Below are 21,043 nucleotides of genomic sequence, written 5' to 3'. Positions count from 1 at the left end.
ATTATCTTCATCAAGATAATGATGTTTTAACGCCCCGAGGAGCCGATAATCGATAAGGACTATCGGCTTTTTCATCTTCAGCGTGAGCGTTTTTTGGTATGAATTATCCGCAATTCGCGCTATTCTGCCCCACCTTATTCTTGTCCAAGTGACAACGAATCGATTTGTACCCTAGTGCGCCTGATTGCTGATACTCAGCGACCAGTGCTAGGTTTTCAGTGATAGCCGCTACAAAAGTAGTGGAGGATAAAAATGGCATTAAGTGAAGCAGCAGTAAAAGTACAGGCCGCCCTGCAAGAGCGCGGACTTGAAACCCCCATGCTCCCCAGTGTGTTTACTCCTGAAGAGCGTAAGGACAAGATTGAACACCATATGAAGGAAATCCTGACGCTTATGTCGCTGGATCTTTCCGACGACAGTCTTGCCGATACCCCACGCCGCATCGCCAAAATGTATGTCGACGAAATATTCTCCGGTCTAGATTATGAGAACTTTCCAAAGATCACTGTGATTGATAACAAAATGGGCTTTGATGAAATGGTGCGCGTGCAGGATATTAGCCTGACCAGTACCTGTGAGCATCACCTTGTCACTATTGATGGCACGGCAACCATTGCATATCTTCCACGTAAAAAAATTATCGGTTTATCAAAAATTAACCGTATTGTACGCTTCTTTGCCCAGCGCCCTCAGGTACAAGAGCGTTTGACTCAGCAAGTGTTAGTCGCGCTGCAGACCTTGCTCGAAACTAAAGATGTTGCGGTTAAAATGGATGCGGTGCATTACTGCGTCAAATCACGCGGCGTGATGGACTCCACCAGCTCCACCACGACCACCGCCTTAGGGGGGATTTTTAAATCTAACCCCGCCACCCGTGCCGAGTTTTTAAATCAATCCAAATAAGCTGTTAGATTTAATCAGTGCATAAAAAAACGCTGCCATTCTTGATGAATCGCAGCGTTTTTGTTTTAGCGGTTTATCACAGGCTTAAGCCTCATTAGGCCTCGATGCCATACTGCTCACGGTACTGGCTTACCGCTGCTAGTTGCGCTTCCATACCCGGTTTTTCTGACAGGTAGCTGATCAGATCAACCAGTTTGATAATCGCCACAATACCGCAGCCAAAATCACGCTCAACCTCTTGGATGGCCGACAGTTCACCCTTGCCCTTCTCTTGTCTATCCAGCGCGATTAATACGCCTGCCAGCTGCGCTTGATGGGCCTCGATGATTTCCATCGACTCACGAATTGCCGTACCCGCGGTGATCACATCGTCCACCAACATCACACGACCTTTAAGCTCGCTACCGACTAAGCTGCCGCCTTCGCCGTGATCTTTTTTCTCTTTACGGTTAAAGCAGTAGGGAATATCGATATCGTGGTGTTCGCACAAGGCTACCGCTGTCGTGGTCGCAATCGGAATACCTTTGTAGGCAGGACCAAACAACAGATCATACTCTATGCCTGAATCCACTAACGCCGCCGCATAAAAACGTCCTAAACGCGCAAGGTCTCGTCCAGTATTGAATAAACCCGCATTAAAGAAATAAGGACTGATACGGCCCGATTTAAGGGTAAACTCACCGAATCGCAGTACCTGACGCTCTAGGGCAAATTCAATAAACTCACGTTGATAGGCTTTCACAATCTCTCCTTACGACTTTAACGTTCTATTTTTATTGGGTTATAGCAATATTGATTTAATAAAAAGCCCCATAACGGGGCTTCTTATCAACAACAATTAATTCAATGCGGCTTTCTGCACATCGACGATTTCACGAATACTGTTCTTCGCCAATCCGAGTAGCTCAATCAATTCTTCATGGCTAAACGGCTCACCTTCGGCCGTACCTTGAATTTCAATAATCTTACCGGTTTCCGTCATAACTACGTTCATATCGGTTTCGGCCGCGCTGTCTTCCACATATTCAAGATCGCTGATCGCTTCACCGTTGTAGATACCTACGCTGACCGCAGCAATCAAAAACTTCAGTGGGTTAGACTTGATAATGCCCTTACCACGGGCCCAGTTCAGTGCATCCACAAGAGCCACACAGGCACCTGTGATAGATGCGGTGCGAGTACCGCCATCGGCTTGGATCACATCACAATCAATAACGATAGTGTTTTCACCAAGGGCTTTCATATCGACGCAAGCACGCAGTGCACGGCCAATCAGACGCTGGATCTCTTGAGTACGACCAGATTGCTTACCGCGAGCCGCTTCACGGTCCATACGACTGTGGGTTGAACGTGGCAACATACCGTATTCTGCCGTCACCCAGCCTTGTCCCTGACCTTTTAGGAAACGTGGCACACCCTCAGTAAAACTGGCGGTACAAAGTACTTTGGTTTCGCCAAACTCCACTAACACAGAACCTTCGGCATGGGCCGTAAACTGGCGAGTGATAGTGATGGGACGTGTTTGTGCTGGCGTACTGTTACTTGGACGCATGCGAGATTCCTGTATTCTGAGTCATTGACCGATTTTGGCTGCATATTATAGGGATTTGTGCCTGAGGATGCCATGCCTAGGGCCATTCTCTGGCAAACTCCGCCATTTACAACACCAGCTTTCCCTTCGCAGTATACTGTATGCCTTTAATCCTAAAGCCATTGACTCTATAATCGCCTATCAATATGACGATTCAACCATCAGGACAATCCCATGATCCAAAGCATGACAGCCTACGCTCGCATCGAGCACAAAGCACAATGGGGCACCGCCTCTTGGGAAATTCGCTCAGTTAACCAACGTTATCTCGAAACTTATCTGCGCTTACCCGAACAATTTCGCAGTTTCGAGCCAGTGCTGCGCGACCGCCTGCGTAAACGTTTAAGCCGCGGTAAAGTCGAGGTCAATTTACGCTACGAGTTAGCCGACAACAGCAATAACGAACTCAAATTAAACCAAGGTCTAGCCAAGCAGTTGCTCGACGCCGCCAGCTGGTTAAAACAAGAAGCCGGCCAAGGCGAAGTGAGCCTGACTGACATTCTACGCTGGCCAGGTGTGCTCTCAAGCTCAGAGCAAGATATGGATGCGATTGGCGCCGAGTTATTAACGGCTTTCGATTTAGCAATAGACCAGTTTATCGAAGCCCGTGGCCGCGAAGGCGCCGCGATTAAAGAAATGCTGTTAAGCCGTTTAGAAGGCGTCGAAGAGCAAATTGCTATCGTGCGCGAGCACATGCCTAAAGTGATGGAATATCAGCGCGATAAACTCACCAATCGCCTCGCGGAAATCAAAGGTGAACTCGACCCAGCCCGCATAGAGCAGGAGATGATCCTGTTAGCGCAAAAGCAAGATGTGGCCGAAGAGATGGACAGACTCGAAGCCCATGTCACCGAAGCGCGCCGCATCCTCAAAAAAGGCGGCAGCGAAGGCCGTCGCTTAGATTTTATGATGCAGGAATTTAACCGCGAATCTAACACCCTCGCCTCAAAATCCATCAGCACCGAAATCACCGCTGCAGCAGTAGAACTTAAAGTTTTAATAGAGCAAATGCGCGAACAGATCCAGAATGTGGAATGATGTTTTAGCCTGATTGCCATTTTTTAAAATAACCAATTAAACCCAGCACTTGCTGGGTTTAATGTTTTTACAGGTTCGAGTTTGTTTGCTATTGTAAGCTATGAAGTGGTTACTAAAATGGTTACTAAATCATTCAAGTAACCACTTTATATAGGTTTAGTAACCACTTGAGTCCAACAGCATGAATGATAAGCAGATCAAAGCATTTATCCGCAGCAAGACAACTACTCGTAAATTAGTAGACGATGGGCTTTATATTCGGGTGCAGACAGAAGGCAAAGCGAGCTGGGAGTTAAGGTATACCTCAAACGGCAAGCGTCGATTCATGACCCTAGAAGGTGGTCAGTATCCACACATGTCTCTAGCAGATGCTAGAGCTGCTGCTGCCATATTAAAGCAATCAATTAGTAAGGGAGGCGATCCTCTAGCTGAAAGAGCGAAAATTGGCCAAGAGAAAATTCAAACCGTAGATGACCTCTTCAATGATTGGTTTGTCGATGCAAAAAAACGACTTAAGCACAGTGAAATCCCACTAAGAATCTATACAAAAGAAGTCCAACCTTATATTGGCCGCTTGCAAATTAAGGATGTAACACCCCTTGATATTAGAAACATCATCCAAAAGGTCGCCCATAGTAATCGCCCCACTACAGCTAATGACACGCTGCTTCATTGCAAAAAGCTATTTACTCATGCTTGCAAGCTTGGCTTAAAAGATGGTAACCCCGCGAGCCACTTTAAACCAGCAGATGCTGGTGGCGTGGAGAAAAGCAGAGAAAGAGCATTGTCAGTTGAAGAACTGAAACAGTTTTTTAGTGTCGCAAAAGACAACATAAGCAGTTTTGGTCGGGACAACTACCTAGCCTCAGCTTTGTTAGTTTGCTTAGGGGTGAGAAAAGGCGAACTCTTGAAATTAACTTGGCAAGAAATAGATCTGAATTTGAAGTTATGGAAACTACCACAACCAAGGACAAAAAGCTCCAAAGCAATATCAATCCCACTTCCTGATTCTGTCGTTGAATGGTTTGAAGAGTTACAGATCAGAGCTTGTGGTTCGGACTATGTATTTCCTAATCGAAAAGCAAGCAAAAAGCCACATGTCTCAGGTGATACCCTGAATCGGGCTGTAGCCTCACTCTTTGGACATGACTCAAGCAAAACCAGACAACCCATTAATCGTATGGGAGAAATACCTTACTTCACTATTCATGATTTCCGACGTACTTGCAGAAGTCTACTCGCTAAGCAAGGAGTCCCATCTCATATTGCCGAGCGTTGCCTTAACCACAAAATCAAGGGCGTTGAAGGCATTTATGACCGTTACGATTACTTTGATGAACGTCTAGATGCTCTCAACTCAGTAGCAAATCTCATAGCCCCGATAGTTAACTGTTAGAAATAATAAACGCATATTTAGTCTAGTACTTCCTATAAGAGCAAAATCAACAATTCAGGTTTCAATAAATATGAATCTTCCTAAAAGCGAGATATTGTCACAAATTGATGACATAAAAAGAATGCTACTACCAGAAATGCTCCCTTATAAATTGCATGCGTTAGGTATACCAATGCCTGTTGGCGAAAGTAATGCACTTTACCGATTACATGTTGCTAATTATAAAGGACTTGAATTATTGAGGGTTTTAGAAGGTCGAATACCAAAATGCCTTAGAAATGGCAGCCCAGAATCTGTTGTTATAAATGATGTTTCTTATCAGACTGAGATTTCTATCCTGAAAGACCATTTGAATACCATAGGAAGACAACTAAAGGAATTGCAGTTATCCCTCAATCCCAATGAAGGGAAGGATTTCAAATGGAATCTATTCTATAACATCATAGAAACGGCAATATTGACTGGGTATTTTGCTGGTGCTCATGACATGAAAACCCCCACTGAACGGCACGCAAATTCAGGATTTATTCAAAAAGTGTTAATCCCTCAAGCCGGTGGTAAGAAAACTGCAACCAGAACCATTCCAGTTCAAAATTTGATTACCGCTATGGCAGACTTTGTAATGATGGGTGATATTGACGGAAAGGTCACCAAGTCCGCACTTGTTGATAGTATTTTCAATACAATCAAAGATTTTTCAAAAAAAGGTAATAATCTAGACCTTCCTGCACTAATAGTATTTCCAGAGCGCTTCCCTTCATCCAAATTTATCAATAAGTACCTTAAAGGTTATGATTTTTCCAAATCAAAGGGCATGAGTAAAGTTAGTACAGAAAGATTAAAAGAGTTAATCCAAACTAAGTTTACCACATCAACAATAAAAAAATATATTTGCTGAATATCAATATCTTACAAAAAGAAATACCCCCCTCAACTATGTAGAAGCACTTTTTAAGAATACATCATTAGCCATAATCACTCCCGAACAACATTGAACGGGAGTGAGCATGAACTCATTAAATAAACCATCTACAGACCGTATCGTTCGTGAAGCGGAACGTAAATCAATCACCTCAATTTCACGTACCACTGCATGGTCACTTGAGCGCAGAGGTCTTTTCCCCAAACGCAGGCAGCTCTATCCACAGAGTACTTCTGTAGGCTGGCTCTTATCAGAGCTAACTGAGTGGGTCGCCTCTCGTCAAACGGTCAATGGCGGAGGAAAGTGTTGATGCAAAACCCAAACGACGATCACTTAGCGCTATTCATTGATGAGTATCGAATAGTCAAAAAACCTGAAATCCAGCGGTTGCTCGGCATCAGTCGGTCAACTTTAGGACGAAGAATTAAGTCCGGGCAATTCCCACAACCTACCTTAATCCAAAATGGACGTTCATGCTGGTGCTTTAAAGATCTTCATGAATGGCTATCACACAGATGAATGAAATAGCAGGTTTGGACCTGCTTTTTTATCAATGCGGCTGACACACTTTGAAGCAATAACAATACAGAGAATAACACCCTGAAAAGCCTTCAACCTCAGACGAACAGTGTAACTAGTGCCAGGAAAAGTAGCTAAGTGAGGCGGATATTAAAGAATATATCGCCGCCTTACGAACTAAAAGTCAAACAAAAGACCGTTACAATGACCAATAAAATCTATCAACGTTTATCCAAAAAACCTAAAGTAAAGCGGCTTAAACAAGCTTTTTGTATCAATGAACATAACTCACTTTTATTTGCATACAAAAATCATGCATATCATGTTTATAAACCCAAACTTAAAGGATTCAAGAAAAGTATCGTCAATGCCATCATTTCTGATTACGAAGTAATGCTTAGCTTTTACAGTCGAGTTCTAGTGTGTCGTATAGATCTGCATCCTGGTCAATGCTCAGCTGATAACCAACTTATTAATCAATATCTAAAAAAGCTAACACACTTGCTAACTAAGCATTACGACTGCAAGGTCTTGTACCACTGTGCCAGAGAGCAGAACACCTCTGAGGTTGAACACTATCATGTAGAACTTATGTTGAGTGGTCATAAGATTAATCACTCTGAAAAGTTACTATCGCTAGCTAAATCTATGTGGGAACAGCATTCGAAGGGAACGGTCTCATTCGTTGATAACCCTTTCTGCATTGTATTAAGAGGGGATAAGTCATCACTAAAAGAGGCGATATATCGTTCGAGTTATTTAGCAAAAGAGCACACAAAAGAGCTCAACGGCAGAGCCCAGGGCTTTTTAAAGAACAAGTTAACACCCATCAAAAACTTTGAACCTGAAACAGATTTAATGCTGGTGGACCCAAGCATTACCTTCGAGAAGAACAGGCGTAAACAGGTATTTAAGATGGCCCGAAAAACTAATCCCAATTCTATAGCAAAAAAGTCTTCAAAATATGGCTGGTTTCTTACTTCAACTCTAACCCAGCAACTCAAAGAGTGTATTTTTTCCAGAACAAGCGGCTTAAATCATCTGCTTGATCTTGAATCGGGTTTTATGACTGACATTATTAACTTTTCGGAGGAGGTATGAAAAAAATCCGAACCGCAGCTCATGATAAAAATTACATTCTAGATCCTGCAACAAGACGATCTAAGTTCATCGAGAACAATAAAGCAGCAATGATCCATGGTGGATATTCAGTTGAAATTCCACCCTCGATTGTTGATGCACTTCTTGATAATGATCTTGGGTTTGAGTTAGGTATTTTAAAAGGCCAACTCTGCAATATCACCACAATAGGCAAGAGAGTTATCAATAGCTTAATTGCAGAAGGGGAAGAGACTACTGCTCTTAACGTCGGGCTATCTTGCGTCGATAGAAGCGTAAAAATCATTCCACAAATTCAAAAGCTGCTGGAATCAAAATTAACAAAGCCTTTACCAGATCATGAAAAGACTAATAGATCTCGAACACGTTGGCTCAAACAGCTTTACATAGGTAATTGCTCTCCAAGCGATGTGGCATTTCAATTTGAGATCCACCAGCTAGGTCAATTGCCTGATTACGTTCAGCAGATGCTTTCCAAAGAGCTAGCCATGCAACAAATTAATGCCGAACATGACAACCTAAGTCGTGAGGACATACTTGCAAAACTCGAAGACTACAAAGCCTCTATTGCCATAGAAAAAGAGCAGATAAAGCAACGCGAGCAATCGGTATCGATAGAGAAACAAAGAATCAATCAGCAGCTTTTTGCTAACTCTGAACATGTCGAGAATAACAATTGAAAAAGCCAAAAACTATATTGTCCGATGCTCACTACATAGAGCTCTTAGCCATGTTCCAAGACGACTGGGTAGGCTTTGCTTCTGTATTAGCAGGAAAAAGCCCAACTTGGCAACAAAGACAAATTATCTCGGCCATTCAAGTACAAGGTGCAAGGGTATCTGTATCAAGCGGGCATGGTACTGGCAAGAGTGATATGACGAGCATTATTATCCTAGCATTTATAATCCTTAATCCTGAAAGCAGAGTTGTAGTGGTTGCCAACAACGCAGCTCAAGTGCGTAATGTCATATGGAAGTACCTTAAAATCAACTTCAAAACACTCTGTCGAAACTTGCCATGGATAGAAAACTACTTTGAACTGAATGAACGAGAGTTTTACGCCATTGGTTACAAGGGAATATGGAGTTGTATTGCTAAATCAGCTCGTCAAGGTAATGAAGAGGCTTTAGCTGGTGAGCATTGTCATACTTATCTAGTGGTCGTCGATGAGGCGAGTGGTTTATCGGACAAAGCTCTCAACGTGTTAAGCTCCGCATTAACAGAAGCAAATAACAATATGTGCTTATTAAGCCAACCTACACGTACAGCAGGATTTTTTTACGATACCCACCATAGGTTAGCTAAAACAATCGACAACCCTAGCGGTATCTGGACAGCTATTACTTTAAATTCTGAGGAATCACCTCTTGTAACACCCGAGTTTATCGGTGAGAAACTGATTTCTTATGGAGGCGAAGACTCACCTGAATATCAAGTTAAAGTACTAGGTCAGTTTCCAGATAATATGGACGGCTACCTACTTAGCAGGACTGATTGTGAACGTTCCTCAAGAAACCACCCTTTACTTGTCGATGGTAATTGGGGATGGGTGGCTGCATGTGACGTAGGTAACGGCAGGGACAAATCTGTTATCAACATATGCAAAGTGTCTCTAGACTCACCAAATACTCGGCAGGTGGTCTCGCATAGTATTATTGAAATGCGTGCTGACATAGATCCTATAGACTTTGCCTACGAAATAAAAAGGCACTTAGAGCCCTATGAGAGCCAAAATGTCAGTGTATTAATTGATGGTGACGGAGTTGGCTTCTCAACTGTTAAAATTGCCGTAGAGCTCGGTTTAAACGTTCAAGAAATCCGCTGGGGGAAGCCTGTTTTTAACAATGAAGCAAAAAGCCGTTTCGTCAATCAGCGAGCTTATAGTCACATCATGATGCGCGATGCGATAAAGACCGGCCGTATGAAGATTGATAGCTCTGAGCTAACTAAAAGCCAGATATCCCGCTTACCTGTTCACCTCAACGAGCTAGGGCAATGGGTTGTATGCGCCAAAAAGGAAATGCGAGAAAAGCACAATATTAAATCCCCTGATAGGTCAGATACATACTGCTTCATGTTTTTGGCCAATCCGGAACCAGCTACTTCAAAAGTGGCAGAAGCAGAGACCGAGCGAGAGAAAGCATTTAGCCAGTGGATATGTTAGCGTATTTTAAAAACTGAACGTGGTGAAACACCGCGCGCGCGTGGCAAAAAAAAATAAATTAAACAAGTTTAAGAGGTTTTTACTAGGTCTGATAAACAAGTAACAATTATTGAACTGAGTATTGGAACAATTCGCTCCCAGAAATCAATCTACCAATTTAACAAGAGAAAACATTATGGAATGTAGCATCGCAATAAATAACCAAGAAATGTGTAAGTTGCTTGAAGTTAACAGCATCGAACTATTTGATGTTGCCGTTGAGCTGAGATCAGAGCATCCTCAAGCAGCTTCATTTCTATTTGATATCATCAGTTATATAAATAAATCCCGTCAATTGTCTTCGAAAACGATTAGACAGAAATTACTTTCCTGCAGTTTACCTGATTCTCAAAAGCCATCTTTGTACATCGATGAAGAGTTGTTTGAACAATTAATAGATGAATTAACAGAACTAGCCAACGAACTTGAAGTCAAAAATGGAATGGCTGCTGATATTTTAGACAATACAATCTCTCACTTAAGAGGAGATGGCAGCTTTTCTGTTGAGGTTATAAAACACCAATTAATTTCTTTTTCTCTATCTGAAAACATTTTTCAGTTATCCGAACGTTATAACAGCATGTAATAGAATAAAAGTACTAAAAGGCTTAGATATAAACCTAAGCCTTCTAACTGGAATTGTGCAATATTAGATAGTATAGAGATAGCAAACTGATTAAAAATGACAATTAAAGCGATTAAGTAATACGCAAACTTAACTAATACCGTCTTAACTTTAGCTATTACGAAACCTCTAGATTAGTAAGGCCTTCATCAGATTCAAGATCATAAGGCACAACATGTAGTATCAAACCTGGTTTGAACTCAAAGTGCCCTAAAGGCTCAGTAAAACTAGCATGCTTAGGGTAAATCAGATATAACTCACCATGACCTTCTAGGTATTTCTCACCATAAGTAAACAACTGGTACAAATCTGACTGACTCAAGTTGTATTTATCCTTTGTGGTGTCAAGTGAAGCATCAAGCAACTTCCACTTGATATCCATCACTGTGACCACACGCGATTTATCATAAACCACTATATCCGGTTTTAGCCTAAACCAGTCCTGGCCATTGTGATGGGTTAGACTTTTACTCGAGACCTGTTCCTTCAATTTTAATGCTGGTGGCAGTTGCGCAGATAGTTGCTTAGCTACATAGCGCTCAAATAGTTTTTCCATCGGAAATAAGAAAGATAACCCACCATGATTTCCAACCATCGCAACTGGTGATTGATAGCTCAAAATAAGCTCGCACCATGGTTTAAGCGGTCGATAATGAGCAAGGCTTCTGTTATCTGTCCAAAGCCTAAAGTCATGAGCAAAATCTGCAGACTCTTCAGTGTCACTAAATATGAATAATAATTCCCTTGCTAGACGCTGGTTAGCACTCGTTCTAGCCCACTTAAACACTTGCTTTAATGATGAATGCAATAAGCGGTTTTCTGCCCGATTAGCGTGATACACATCGTGAGAAACTTGAAAGTAATGCTGACGACCAGGTCGCTGTCTTAGTTGTTTAGCTACCAGTAACTGGCCTTTTAGAAATGAGGACTCGCTTTCTACGCGCTGGTACTCACTTCTTATACCTTGCTTTACCAGCTTAGCGACAGACTTGAGAAAGTATGCAATCAACACCTCATAGAGAGGTTGCTTTAGTAACTGTAAATGTGACTGTTGAAACTCCTCTAACTTAAGTTTATCTACGCTAGCCAGCATTTTAAGCAAAATTTTGCGAGCCATTTCGGGCTCACACTCATTTGTAGTCGTTTTAGGTAAAATCTCAATACGGGTTCTACATGGCGTCTCAAGCACACCAACAAAGTTCACCACCTGCAATGCGATTGATTTCCCGTAGCGTTTAACCTTAACTAGCTCCCGCTGCTTTTCACCACTACTCACCCCATTAGCAAGCAGCCACTCAAACGCAGACTTGGGTATTGAGTGACAATCTATGCTTCGGTTGTTGCCTTCATTAGTTAAAAGAGCAAACTCCCTAACGATGACATCGTTAACCTTGAGGCGATTCATAAATACCTATGTATGCTTCTGGGTTAGTTAATGCTGCCATATTGCGTTTATATGGCCGAATACTATCTTGTGACCAGTCACTGCCCATCAGCTTCAATACTGAAGCATCTGTATACTTTTCTTCTATAAACTTTAACTCTGGATTGGTGCTCTTAAACTGATCACCAAGCACTTGCCCCACCCGCTCCCAATCTTCAAAGAAATATTCCTCAAGTAAAGGCAATATTTCTAGCTCAAATATACGTGCTAAGCGTTCAATGGTTGGTTCTGACTTCAAGGGTAAAAAGAAACTGTGGCCGATGGTATGCTCTCGGTCATAAATTAGTTCAATACGTTGATTTATGACTTCGAGTAACTTAGCGATGTTGATCCCTTCAATATCAATTCCTTCAAGCAACTCATGCTTAGGCATCATCTCAACAAATTCAAAACGACGACGAAGTGCAATATCTACTTGAGCTAAGGACTTATCAGCGGTGTTCATTGTTCCAATAATGTAAAGGTTAGAAGGGACGGAGAATGACTCTTTAGAATACGGCAATTTAACCGACAATGACTCTGAACCACCGGTACGCTTACTTGGCTCGATAAGTGTTATCAACTCTCCAAAAATATTTGATATATTGCCGCGATTAATTTCGTCGATAATCAAGACCCGATTATCGGAAGAGGTTAGTGCCTTTGTATCTAGACCATAATGATGAATCGATTCGACTAAGGGAGCCAAGACATTGGGATAACCATTTATAATGAACTTCTCCATGTCCGAATCAATAATACGCTCAAACACTCTCTTTGAACGTATATCATCAACTGATATTAGATTGAGTTTCACTAAAGAAACTAGTTGATCGATAATAATCCTCGGCATAGGTAATAAAGCGCCATTTGGCTTTCTCAAACCGATAATTTCATCAGATATGGACTCAACCATATATGATGAAATTTGAGTGCCTACAGCGACACTCGGTAAAGTTCCATCTTTAGTCTGTTCACCAAGAAGCATATCTTGAAGCTTTACTACATCTAATACGGGCTCTCGTAAACGATACAACGTCATCTGCGATAAGTTCTTATTAAACAACTCATCTACAGGTAAAGAAGGTTCGTATATGCGGTGCCAAATAACTTTACGCATCTGCGAGTAACTATCATCCTCAATGGCCGTAGGATCATATTGATAATCACCAGTCACTTCGGCAATCGCTCTAAATTTTCGATTACCATCAGAAATAACGATTAAGTCGCCGATAGACATTACATTTTTAAAGTTTTGAACCGATGTTACTCTGTAGTCGTTACTCTCTTTTTCTATCTCAATACCGTTGAATTTATAGGCATCAATCACGCCTTTCCTGTCTTTTGAAGTACTAAAATCAACGTTATAACCGTAACCCAACAGCACATAATTATTTTCAATACATTGTTGATAAATATATGCATCATCACCGAGAGTATCGCCTAGCGACATCTTCCAAACCTTGCGTCCAGAAACATCAACTCGACGTTGAGATTTAGCCATTATAGGTTTAGCATTTGCAGCTGCACACATACGTTTGAAAATACCATCCTCAAGATCATAACTAACCTGACCTGCTTCATCACTATTGGCTCTAAGCCCTTCGACGAAATCTTCATAACTAAAGCTCTGGTGGAAGGTGACAAAACCAATACGGTTCTTAGCAACTAGATCATCGAAATGTGTCTTGAGCTCAACTCTGTTATCTTTATTCGAACGGTAGAACTCCGGAGCTACGATTTGTAATGCACGATTAATCGTATTGTAGGTTTTGCCTGTACCAGGAGGACCATAAAGGATTTGATTTAAACTAGTGTTGTTATTGTTGGACGCCATAGTTTTATCCTTACTCTCATATTCAGCATTTTGCTCAGCAATAGTGGTTGAAACATTCTCTCTATCCCAACGAGATTTAAGCGGCTCAACATAGTAATCAAGTTCTTGAGTGCCATATTCTTGCTCAAATTTTCTGCGAATATCTAATAATTGATTGTCCACATCATGAGCAGGCATTTTCTTAAATTGTGAAGCGCTGATGTTGGCAAATTTAGTGAGTAGTGACTGGCGATGGCTACCACCAAAAATACGCTCTTGCGAATCAGGATAAAACAGATACAAGAGCATGTGGCGAAACTGTCGTTGGCTGTTTTCAGGGATAAGCTCTAACCACGTTGAAAATGCCTCGTGATTGGCAAGTAAGGTTGAGCGCTCACTGGCACTTAATTTAAACAATTCAGTTAATAAGCGAATAAAATAAACTAACTCACGCCAACGGCCAGTGTTATATGCCGCCCCCGTTTTACCTATTCCGGTTAGCACCTCATCAGAAAGGTATTCTTTTTGAACATCTACAGGAACAGTATCAGCTAGGTTTTTGCCAGAAAAGGCAAAAACACGTTCTACTGTATCGCGTTTAGAGGAAGGTCCAACATTGCTAGGGCATAGGGACATAAACCAAAGCATCTCTGCTAATAATATCTTGGCGTCTGCCGAGGCAGGTTTTAGCTGAGTTTCTAGTTTAGAAAAAAAATCGCCTTCACCTTCATCTAAGTTATCAACGAAATATTTTACTAGTTCATCAATGGTTTTCAGCCCCCAGATTGGCTTATTCGTCAGCAATGAGTTGCCAGCAATTAAAGATTGGGCTTGAAAATCTTGTGCAACTTTTATCAACGGAGCAGAATTTTGATTACCGCAATATCTTGCCATTAGTTCCTCTGTAACCCTATTTCAAACCTAAAGCGTTTAACCACACAAGCTTTAAGTGAGAGCAGATTTAACCTTCAGTACTCAATTAGATGTTAGTTCTCTTGGCTTTTGGCTTCATTTTCAAGAATAAACAATTGGTTTATCAGTAAAACCTCTCTTATTGCATCATCTAACGTTGTTACGTTTTCTTTGTGTGCACGACTATTGCGATAAGCCATGTAAATACTGGTAAAAAGGCCTGCTCGGCCTCTTGCCTCTGCTTCCGGTAACTCAGGCCAGTACAGCGGAGCATTGTTGCCAAGGAATGCCTGCGAAAATAACTTAGAGCCGCTTTCCCCTTCCAAACCCGTTCTTCTTCGGATAATGTCTTCTAAACGGCGATAGCAAGTCATTAGATTGGCATCTGGGTTATTACTGAAATCAATGGCTAAATCCATAATGCGGTTATCAATGAGTGAAAAAGGAATGTTTTTAACAAAGAGCACTTTGACTAGATTGTCATTGTAAAAGCGCTGTTCTTCTCTAAGCAGGATGTAGTCGTAATAGCGTGCAGGTCTTATTGGCTGCAGTGTTTCGAACATAGCTAAATCGGCTAGTGTCAAACATGAACTATTGGCTCTTTGGATAAAATTTGCATCGACTGCGTATTCTTTAATTTCGATATTGTGGCGAATCAGAAGCTGCAGCGCGCTGGATAGCCCTCTTGGGCCTTCACCAAGATAACCAGAAGCAAAACCTGATTTAATGACTATGGGGTCACTTGATTCTGGCCACAATAACAAGCAATGCGTGCCGCAATTGGAACTACTATCCACGTCGGAAAGCAAGAAGGCTCTTGTGATGATCTCACCACCAGCTTGAATAACCATAGTGAGTGCAGTTAAGCACCGAGTTGTTATCCCTGCGGTCCCGTAATATTCAATGCCAGCGAGGTCTGCTATTTTCAGCGTCTGATTTTTCATGGTATTTTCACATCCCTATTTAATGATTCATTTCCATAAAGTGGTCGCTAACCTCCCCAAAAAGGAAAACAATCATTTCCCAAACACCTAGCCAGAACGACCTTAAGGGGAAAGATCTAGTAAAGGTAAAACATCGGCAAGCCAAGGCTCTGCTTGTTTAGTTTTAACCAGGGCAACGGCAGCCGCCGAGAATTTAGCTTTGCGCGAGCATTTATTAACAATTCCCTGTTTCGCAGCATCTAATGCAGGCTGCATTGACGCTTTAATAACTGGATCAAAACTCCAAGTTAACTCTAAAAGATTGAGATCTTTGGCTAGCTCGCTGAGCACTTCCATTCGCGCGTCGACAATTGTCTTTTCATTGAGGTTGTAGTATTTCTTGCTTAGTTGAAAACGCCTAAACGCTTTTGGATCTTGCTGTTCGCTAAATCGTGGCTCAGCCATGCCCACTGTTACATCGAAAGCAATTAACTGAACATCATTACTGTTACATGGATCTAGGAATGAGACATCTTCCCTAATGTAAGGACAAGAAGGGGTCCACGCTCGAGTTGTCTCATCTTCTAATGGGAAAAACTCTTGTTTTCCTCCATCTCCATTGGCCCTATTGCTAAATATGCATGAATAGCGATAATTCAGTGGTTCATAAGCCAACCACCAATAATTTGCGTACTCGACAACACCTGCAGCATTTGTACGGGCAACATGTCGTCCAAATTGGTCTTTAACTGCATTTTTCGGACGAAAATGATCAACATCATTGGTTGTTCCGATGCGAGCAGCTTCTGTATACCAACACTTATCACCAAAGGTATTTGCGAAGTTCACCTTGAACTTTTTCCAGGGATTTTTAAGCTTCTTGATTTCGTCGGATTTGTCTTGAGCAGCAGCAACTCTGGCTAACCACTGCACACTTTTGACATCCCAATCGTGAGGTTTGCACGCAGGAATTAATGCGGGATCAATAAATCTCAAACAGAATACCCCCGCTCTTTAAGTATTTGCTGAACAATCTGCATGCGTATTTCCGTGGTGTCGATCGATTTCAATTCCATGGCATGCATGGCTTTTTTCCGCTCAATAAGAAACTGCCTATAATCCTCATCGGGGTGAGTGTATCCATATCCTAAACGTTCCAACGATGAATTCAGCTTTCGAAGTTTTGCCTTATCATCTTCATTCAGCTCATCTTTTTCTAAAATTTTCCGCCGGTCTTCAATCACTTTACTAGTGTGTTGATCCAGCGTTGTCGCCATACCAAACATGTCGCTGGTTAAGATGCCGTTGACGCCCATACCAATCGGGCTTTCAGCTGGTTGTTCGGCATATGACAATCCAATTGAGTCGCGATGCAACACTTGGATTTGTTCTTTATTCAGTTCAGCAATAGCTAGCGGATGATGGGTGACCATAACGATATGGCAGTGGTTTTTATTGGGAATAAACCGGTTTAAGAAAGCGTGGTATTTTGCCGCCCATGCCGGGTTTAGATGGGTATCCGGTTCATCAAGTAAAAATAATGAATCAGATTCAGCGGTAAATTGCATTAAGCCAAACACAGTAAGCAACTGCTGCTCCCCTTCGCTTAACTCACTGAAGCTCACAATCTCATTATTATTAAGTACAACTTTAATATGTACACTGGAAATCAACTCTGAAAGCAGAGTGCTTTCCAGCATCTTAAAGAAGTTTTTTGGACCGAGACCTTTAGCGGTTGAATTTAACGCAGTTAAGTCAGGTAAATACACATGAACAAAATCATTATTTTTGCCTTTCCCGGTTAAAGAGGTTGTTTCTTCTCTAGTTGCTCTAACCATACCAAAAGTATGTGGTAGTAAGCGATTCAGAAACTCCCGAACAACACCATAAGCTCCCCAAAAAGCATCGGTTTTACTTCGTTCCCATGATGGTTTCCTAAAGACAAAATGTGCCGAGTGAAACTGCTTGATACCGAGTTGTGCTGCGAGAAACTTCCTCCCCTCATCACTTTGTCCACTGAGAAAGAAAGCTAATAACACAAACTGACTATGATAAGGTTTCGCATAAAATAGTGGTCTGACTTCATCTTCGATTTTTACTTTGTCTTTAAGCAATTGGTAATAAAAATCCGTGCGATGTTTTACAAACAAGCTTTCAAGCCGGTCACTTGGGCCAGAGTAATAAGCAAAAAGATGTTTCGGTAAATATGCGGATTGACCTGCTTTATCACGCTGCACTTTGGCCAGAGATACTTTGTTCCAAATCGGCATGTCATGTTGGCCAAGCTTTTCCGCGACTTCGATTTGATGCTGCGATATCGGTGTGTTGCCGTAGGCTGGGTCGGCATCAACTTTTACCCAAATGCGGTTTTCCGCACCAAGCGAGTAAACTAACTCATAGCTAAAAGGTGCAAGCTCGCCCAAATCTAATGCACGGAAAATTCTGACCAGCGCTTCGATGATATTGGATTTACCCGAACCATTTCGGCCCACCAAGACGGTTAGCAATTGGCCTTCATCAAACTCAATTTTCAAATTGCTGATGTTTTTAAAGCCGGAGCGAATGATCAGGTAATCTAACTTCATCTTTTAATAGCCTTAAAAGTACAGGCTTCACCAGATCCAACTTTTACAATCGAATTATTATCAAGTAAGCGTCTAAGCTCGGTAAAAAGCGCATCGACTTGCTCAAAGGTTTTCTCGGTCAGCTTATCCATAATCTGCTGTGCGGATAACTCGCCAGTTGCATTTTTCAAGAGAGCAAGAATTTCACTTTCTTGCGGTGCCAACTCAACATCAGTTTCAACCACATCAACTGAAGGACTTAGTTTTGCTGCTAATTTTCTAGTTTGTCTGGTTGCCTTTGGAGCTTCAAGTTGTTGCTGTTTAATTCGCGCTAGCAATTGGCTGGCAGGCTCTTCAGTATCGTTTTGCTCTACTAATTCCCCTCGGAAAGCCTTAGTTAAAGAAGATTGGCCTAATTTATTGATGAGTTTTTTAGCGTCAGAATATTGTTTTTCGAAATAATCAGCTTTAAGAAAGAGCGCCTCAACCTTATTAACTATGATTGTTTGCTCTTCAATGCTTGGTAATTGGATCTCTACTGACTTCACGTCTGTTTGATTAATACTTGCTTGATTTACAGCATGTTTTGCATTTGCCCTCAACTGGCTTAGCCCAGTGGTGCTGGAAAGAAAATACTTAATGAATCGAGGGATTGCGCGAGCTTTATCAAGCTCAACCCTCATTATATTACTCTCAAATACTGCATCCTCTGGTAGAGCATCGACATGACCACACTTACCCAGGTACTCTATGCTATTAACTCGATTGATCAAAATGTCGTCAACATTTAATTTCCATTTAGAAAGCTCCGACTCATCCAACTGAACGCGCTTTATCGTTGACCAAGGTGACAAATTTCCATCATAAAACCCATCAATACGTATTATCTTTGTACCACTTCCGTATGAAGACGAAGGCTTATAAATTCCATTCTGAGGCCCGTTTTTTATTAAATCGCCAAAAACTGTGGTTTCCCAGTTTGCATCTTTATTTCCACGCCATTCTCTAGTTAACTCACCAGATGTGGCGGCGGCGAGGACGGATTGGCGGAAACGTTTTATGATGCCGGGAATTTTGTCTAGGCGCGCTTGGGCGCGGTCGACTTTGGCCAGAATTGAATCCAGTTTGTCTGCTATGCGAATTTGTTCGTTTAGTGGGGCAACTAAAACATCAATGTCTCTTATAAATCCACCACTTATGGCTTTGAACGTTGAACCTGTCCCTTGTTCACTTAACCAAGGCTCTAAATACCTAAAATAATGGATAAGGTATTTTTGAGATTTTTCTTCAAATGCTCTTATTGAAGCTAGCCCTCTACCAATACAACTTTTCTCGGGACATAGATTTGTGGGGCCAACAGGGGCCCTTATTGACAGAAGAATGTCATTTTTTTCAGCTATTTTAGTTGGCTGACTACAGTACTTTCGGGGGGTTGGGTACCATTTACCGAATTCAGCCTTACCTTGATAGAATGGCAGTCCTATTGGAGTGTCACCAACAAATTCGCCTTTGGGGGATTGCCCCATCTCGATCACACTGAACTCACTGAGTTTGCATTTCGCCCACCCATTCGGCAACTCGCTCACAGCACCACCTCGCCCGCTTCTTCCTCTGACCCCAGCTCTACCAAAATAGCCTTAAGCTCCAGCATGGCACCGGCCATTTCCTCCAAAGCTTGGTTAATTAGCACATCAGGGTCTGGCAAGTTGGCACTATCTTCTGCGCTATCGTCGCGGATCCAAGCTAAATCAAGCGAGTCGTCTTTTCTGGCGATGTCTTCTCGGCTAAAGCAACGTAGGCGGCAGGTTGTAGGGTCACCGCCATTGTTTGTGTATTGTTCGATAAAAGCATGGCGAGCGGCTTCATCCACAGTAGTTAAGTCGCTGTCAACAGCTTGATAAAACTCATCAAAATGCGCTTTGGTAAAAACCGTGCGTTTACCAAACTGCGGCATATTCGAGCGTAGGTCATAGACCCAGACATTTTTAGTCTGGCCTTTGTCTTGTTTCGGGTCTGTGGGTTTGGAGAAAAACAATACGTTGGTTTTAACGCCTGCCGCATAAAAAATACCGGTCGGTAGACGCAAAATGGTGTGCAGGTTGCATTTTTCCATTAAATCTTTACGAATGGTTTGGCCGGTAGAGCCTTCGAACAACACATTGTCGGGCAATACCACGGCGGCACGGCCACCAGGCTTTAACATACGCAAATACATTAAGTGCAAAAATGCTAATTGTTTATTGCTGGTGTAAGTGATTAAGTCATCACGGGTGGGGATTCCGCCACCTTGTTTGGTACCAAACGGTGGGTTGGCCAAAATTAAACTTGCTGGTGGTAAGGCTTTACCTTCATTAGAAAGCGTATCACCAAATAAAATACCTGAGTTTTCATCATCAACTGCGAGGTCGTGCAGCATAAGGTTCATCATGGCTAGGCGGCGAGTATCTGGTACTAACTCCATGCCAAAAAAGGTTTCATGCTGATATTTGTCGTAGGCGGTTGGATCCAGTGACGGAATGTCATTATGTTCTGCTATGTAGTGGTGAGCTGCAATTAAAAAGCCGCCAGTGCCCGCCGTTGGATCCACAATCACATCGTCCAAACTTGGCTTCATCAATTCGACCATAACATTGATCAATACTCGTGGAGTGAAGTACTGTCCTGCACCTGATTTTTTCTCACCGGCGTTGATTTCTAATAAGCCTTCGTACATATCACCTAAACCTTCGGTTTTGGCGCTGTACCAATCTAGCTTATCAATTTCACTGACTAATTTACTTAAAGTGGCCGGTTTACGAATGACTGTGCTGGCGTTGGCATAAATAGCATTGGTGATTTGAGAGCCATGTGAGCCTAAATGAATGAGTAACTTTTTATACTCTTCTAGGCGAGTGGCGGCGTCATAACGCTCCAAGTCGGCCCAACGGTAACCAGTAGGAATATTTTTTTCTTCTCTACCTGTCTCTTCTACCATTTTAAGAAAGACCAAATAGGTCAGCTCATTGATGTATTCATGGTAGGTGACGCCATCATCACGGAGTAAGTTACACAGGTTCCATAGTTTGGCGACCAGATCTTGAGTGCTCATG

General features: G+C 42.1%; 19 protein-coding genes. 10 read left to right on the top strand and 9 right to left on the bottom strand.

All coding sequences use genetic code 11. The features are described from left to right. Window positions 1–252: 252 nt before the first annotated feature. Window positions 253–903, top strand: coding sequence for a GTP cyclohydrolase I FolE (folE, locus tag SHD_RS06585; RefSeq protein WP_023266392.1), 651 nt, complete (start codon window positions 253–255; stop codon window positions 901–903). 94 nt (window positions 904–997) lie between these two features. Here the strand turns inward: folE and pyrE are convergent, their stop codons facing one another. Further along, on the bottom strand, window positions 998–1,645 hold the full coding sequence (gene pyrE, locus SHD_RS06580; RefSeq protein WP_023266391.1) for an orotate phosphoribosyltransferase: 648 nt from the start codon (window positions 1,643–1,645) through the stop codon (window positions 998–1,000). Between the two features lie 96 nt (window positions 1,646–1,741). Further along, the gene (gene rph / locus SHD_RS06575; protein WP_023266390.1) at window positions 1,742–2,455 is read right to left on the bottom strand and encodes a ribonuclease PH; all 714 of its coding nucleotides are present in this window, start codon (window positions 2,453–2,455) and stop codon (window positions 1,742–1,744) included. A gap of 213 nt (window positions 2,456–2,668) precedes the next feature. Between rph and SHD_RS06570 the strand changes: the two genes are divergently transcribed. The 9 genes from SHD_RS06570 to SHD_RS06540 all read left to right on the top strand — a co-directional run bounded on the left by SHD_RS06570 (window position 2,669) and on the right by SHD_RS06540 (window position 10,277). Beyond that, entirely contained in the window at window positions 2,669–3,532 is an 864-nt protein-coding gene (locus SHD_RS06570) for a YicC/YloC family endoribonuclease (RefSeq protein WP_011718520.1), read from the top strand. Window positions 3,533–3,713: 181 nt separating this feature from the next. After that, window positions 3,714–4,928 carry a tyrosine-type recombinase/integrase gene (locus tag SHD_RS06565; RefSeq protein WP_023266389.1) on the top strand — a complete coding sequence of 405 codons (1,215 nt, stop codon included), beginning with the start codon at window positions 3,714–3,716 and terminating at the stop codon, window positions 4,926–4,928. Window positions 4,929–4,998: 70 nt separating this feature from the next. Beyond that, window positions 4,999–5,826 carry a hypothetical protein gene (locus SHD_RS06560; protein WP_023266388.1) on the top strand — a complete coding sequence of 276 codons (828 nt, stop codon included), beginning with the start codon at window positions 4,999–5,001 and terminating at the stop codon, window positions 5,824–5,826. A gap of 109 nt (window positions 5,827–5,935) precedes the next feature. Further along, complete coding sequence (locus tag SHD_RS21570; RefSeq protein ID WP_167330619.1) at window positions 5,936–6,160, top strand: helix-turn-helix transcriptional regulator; 225 nt, start codon at window positions 5,936–5,938, stop codon at window positions 6,158–6,160. Next, window positions 6,160–6,369: a helix-turn-helix transcriptional regulator gene (locus SHD_RS22430; RefSeq protein ID WP_084294849.1), complete on the top strand. Its 210-nt coding sequence runs from the start codon at window positions 6,160–6,162 to the stop codon at window positions 6,367–6,369. Before SHD_RS21570 ends, SHD_RS22430 begins: the two co-directional genes overlap by 1 nt. Before the next feature lie 204 nt (window positions 6,370–6,573). Continuing rightward, window positions 6,574–7,470, top strand: coding sequence for a YagK/YfjJ domain-containing protein (locus SHD_RS06555; protein ID WP_023266387.1), 897 nt, complete (start codon window positions 6,574–6,576; stop codon window positions 7,468–7,470). Further along, the gene (locus tag SHD_RS06550; protein WP_023266386.1) at window positions 7,467–8,168 is read left to right on the top strand and encodes a hypothetical protein; all 702 of its coding nucleotides are present in this window, start codon (window positions 7,467–7,469) and stop codon (window positions 8,166–8,168) included. Before SHD_RS06555 ends, SHD_RS06550 begins: the two co-directional genes overlap by 4 nt. Window positions 8,169–8,218: 50 nt before the next feature. Beyond that, window positions 8,219–9,652, top strand: coding sequence for a hypothetical protein (locus SHD_RS06545; RefSeq protein ID WP_052030980.1), 1,434 nt, complete (start codon window positions 8,219–8,221; stop codon window positions 9,650–9,652). A 175-nt stretch (window positions 9,653–9,827) separates the two neighbouring features. Further along, a complete protein-coding gene (locus tag SHD_RS06540; RefSeq protein WP_023266384.1) occupies window positions 9,828–10,277 on the top strand; it encodes a hypothetical protein in 450 nt (149 codons plus the stop codon). 157 nt (window positions 10,278–10,434) lie between these two features. On the opposite strand, the gene SHD_RS06535 is transcribed toward SHD_RS06540, so the two are convergent. From SHD_RS06535 to SHD_RS06505, 7 genes are all read right to left on the bottom strand, one after another. Beyond that, a complete protein-coding gene (locus SHD_RS06535) occupies window positions 10,435–11,721 on the bottom strand; it encodes an McrC family protein (protein WP_023266383.1) in 1,287 nt (428 codons plus the stop codon). After that, entirely contained in the window at window positions 11,702–14,449 is a 2,748-nt protein-coding gene (locus SHD_RS22265) for an AAA family ATPase (RefSeq protein WP_023266382.1), read from the bottom strand. The genes SHD_RS06535 and SHD_RS22265 overlap by 20 nt, the downstream gene beginning before the upstream one ends. Window positions 14,450–14,541: 92 nt before the next feature. After that, entirely contained in the window at window positions 14,542–15,411 is an 870-nt protein-coding gene (locus SHD_RS06525) for a TIGR02391 family protein (RefSeq protein WP_023266381.1), read from the bottom strand. A gap of 102 nt (window positions 15,412–15,513) precedes the next feature. Next, on the bottom strand, window positions 15,514–16,386 hold the full coding sequence (locus SHD_RS21420; protein ID WP_023266380.1) for a hypothetical protein: 873 nt from the start codon (window positions 16,384–16,386) through the stop codon (window positions 15,514–15,516). Beyond that, window positions 16,383–17,975: an AAA family ATPase gene (locus SHD_RS06515; protein WP_023266379.1), complete on the bottom strand. Its 1,593-nt coding sequence runs from the start codon at window positions 17,973–17,975 to the stop codon at window positions 16,383–16,385. The genes SHD_RS21420 and SHD_RS06515 overlap by 4 nt, the downstream gene beginning before the upstream one ends. After that, the gene (locus SHD_RS21945; protein WP_023266378.1) at window positions 17,972–19,540 is read right to left on the bottom strand and encodes a restriction endonuclease subunit S; all 1,569 of its coding nucleotides are present in this window, start codon (window positions 19,538–19,540) and stop codon (window positions 17,972–17,974) included. The genes SHD_RS06515 and SHD_RS21945 overlap by 4 nt, the downstream gene beginning before the upstream one ends. Continuing rightward, on the bottom strand, window positions 19,537–21,042 hold the full coding sequence (locus SHD_RS06505; protein ID WP_023266377.1) for a class I SAM-dependent DNA methyltransferase: 1,506 nt from the start codon (window positions 21,040–21,042) through the stop codon (window positions 19,537–19,539). Before SHD_RS06505 ends, SHD_RS21945 begins: the two co-directional genes overlap by 4 nt. Window position 21,043: the final 1 nt, after the last annotated feature.

Source organism: Shewanella decolorationis S12 (genome assembly GCF_000485795.1).
GTDB classification, from domain to species: Bacteria; Pseudomonadota; Gammaproteobacteria; order Enterobacterales; family Shewanellaceae; genus Shewanella; species Shewanella decolorationis.
Note: the sequence above shows the minus strand (reverse complement) of the source record. Positions and strands in the feature narration are given on the sequence as shown.

Bases quoted from the DNA above. Each gene is read 5' to 3' on its own strand.
- folE (WP_023266392.1), top strand. From the start codon at position 253: ATGGCATTAAGTGAAGCAGCAGTAAAAGTACAGGCCGCCCTGCAAGAG.
- rph (WP_023266390.1), bottom strand. From the start codon at position 2,455: ATGCGTCCAAGTAACAGTACGCCAGCACAAACACGTCCCATCACTATC.
- SHD_RS06570 (WP_011718520.1), top strand. From the start codon at position 2,669: ATGATCCAAAGCATGACAGCCTACGCTCGCATCGAGCACAAAGCACAA.
- SHD_RS06565 (WP_023266389.1), top strand. From the start codon at position 3,714: ATGAATGATAAGCAGATCAAAGCATTTATCCGCAGCAAGACAACTACT.
- SHD_RS06560 (WP_023266388.1), top strand. From the start codon at position 4,999: ATGAATCTTCCTAAAAGCGAGATATTGTCACAAATTGATGACATAAAA.
- SHD_RS21570 (WP_167330619.1), top strand. From the start codon at position 5,936: ATGAACTCATTAAATAAACCATCTACAGACCGTATCGTTCGTGAAGCG.
- SHD_RS22430 (WP_084294849.1), top strand. From the start codon at position 6,160: ATGCAAAACCCAAACGACGATCACTTAGCGCTATTCATTGATGAGTAT.
- SHD_RS06555 (WP_023266387.1), top strand. From the start codon at position 6,574: ATGACCAATAAAATCTATCAACGTTTATCCAAAAAACCTAAAGTAAAG.
- SHD_RS06550 (WP_023266386.1), top strand. From the start codon at position 7,467: ATGAAAAAAATCCGAACCGCAGCTCATGATAAAAATTACATTCTAGAT.
- SHD_RS06545 (WP_052030980.1), top strand. From the start codon at position 8,219: ATGTTCCAAGACGACTGGGTAGGCTTTGCTTCTGTATTAGCAGGAAAA.
- SHD_RS06540 (WP_023266384.1), top strand. From the start codon at position 9,828: ATGGAATGTAGCATCGCAATAAATAACCAAGAAATGTGTAAGTTGCTT.
- SHD_RS06535 (WP_023266383.1), bottom strand. From the start codon at position 11,721: ATGAATCGCCTCAAGGTTAACGATGTCATCGTTAGGGAGTTTGCTCTT.
- SHD_RS22265 (WP_023266382.1), bottom strand. From the start codon at position 14,449: ATGGCAAGATATTGCGGTAATCAAAATTCTGCTCCGTTGATAAAAGTT.
- SHD_RS06525 (WP_023266381.1), bottom strand. From the start codon at position 15,411: ATGAAAAATCAGACGCTGAAAATAGCAGACCTCGCTGGCATTGAATAT.
- SHD_RS06515 (WP_023266379.1), bottom strand. From the start codon at position 17,975: ATGAAGTTAGATTACCTGATCATTCGCTCCGGCTTTAAAAACATCAGC.
- SHD_RS06505 (WP_023266377.1), bottom strand. From the start codon at position 21,042: ATGAGCACTCAAGATCTGGTCGCCAAACTATGGAACCTGTGTAACTTA.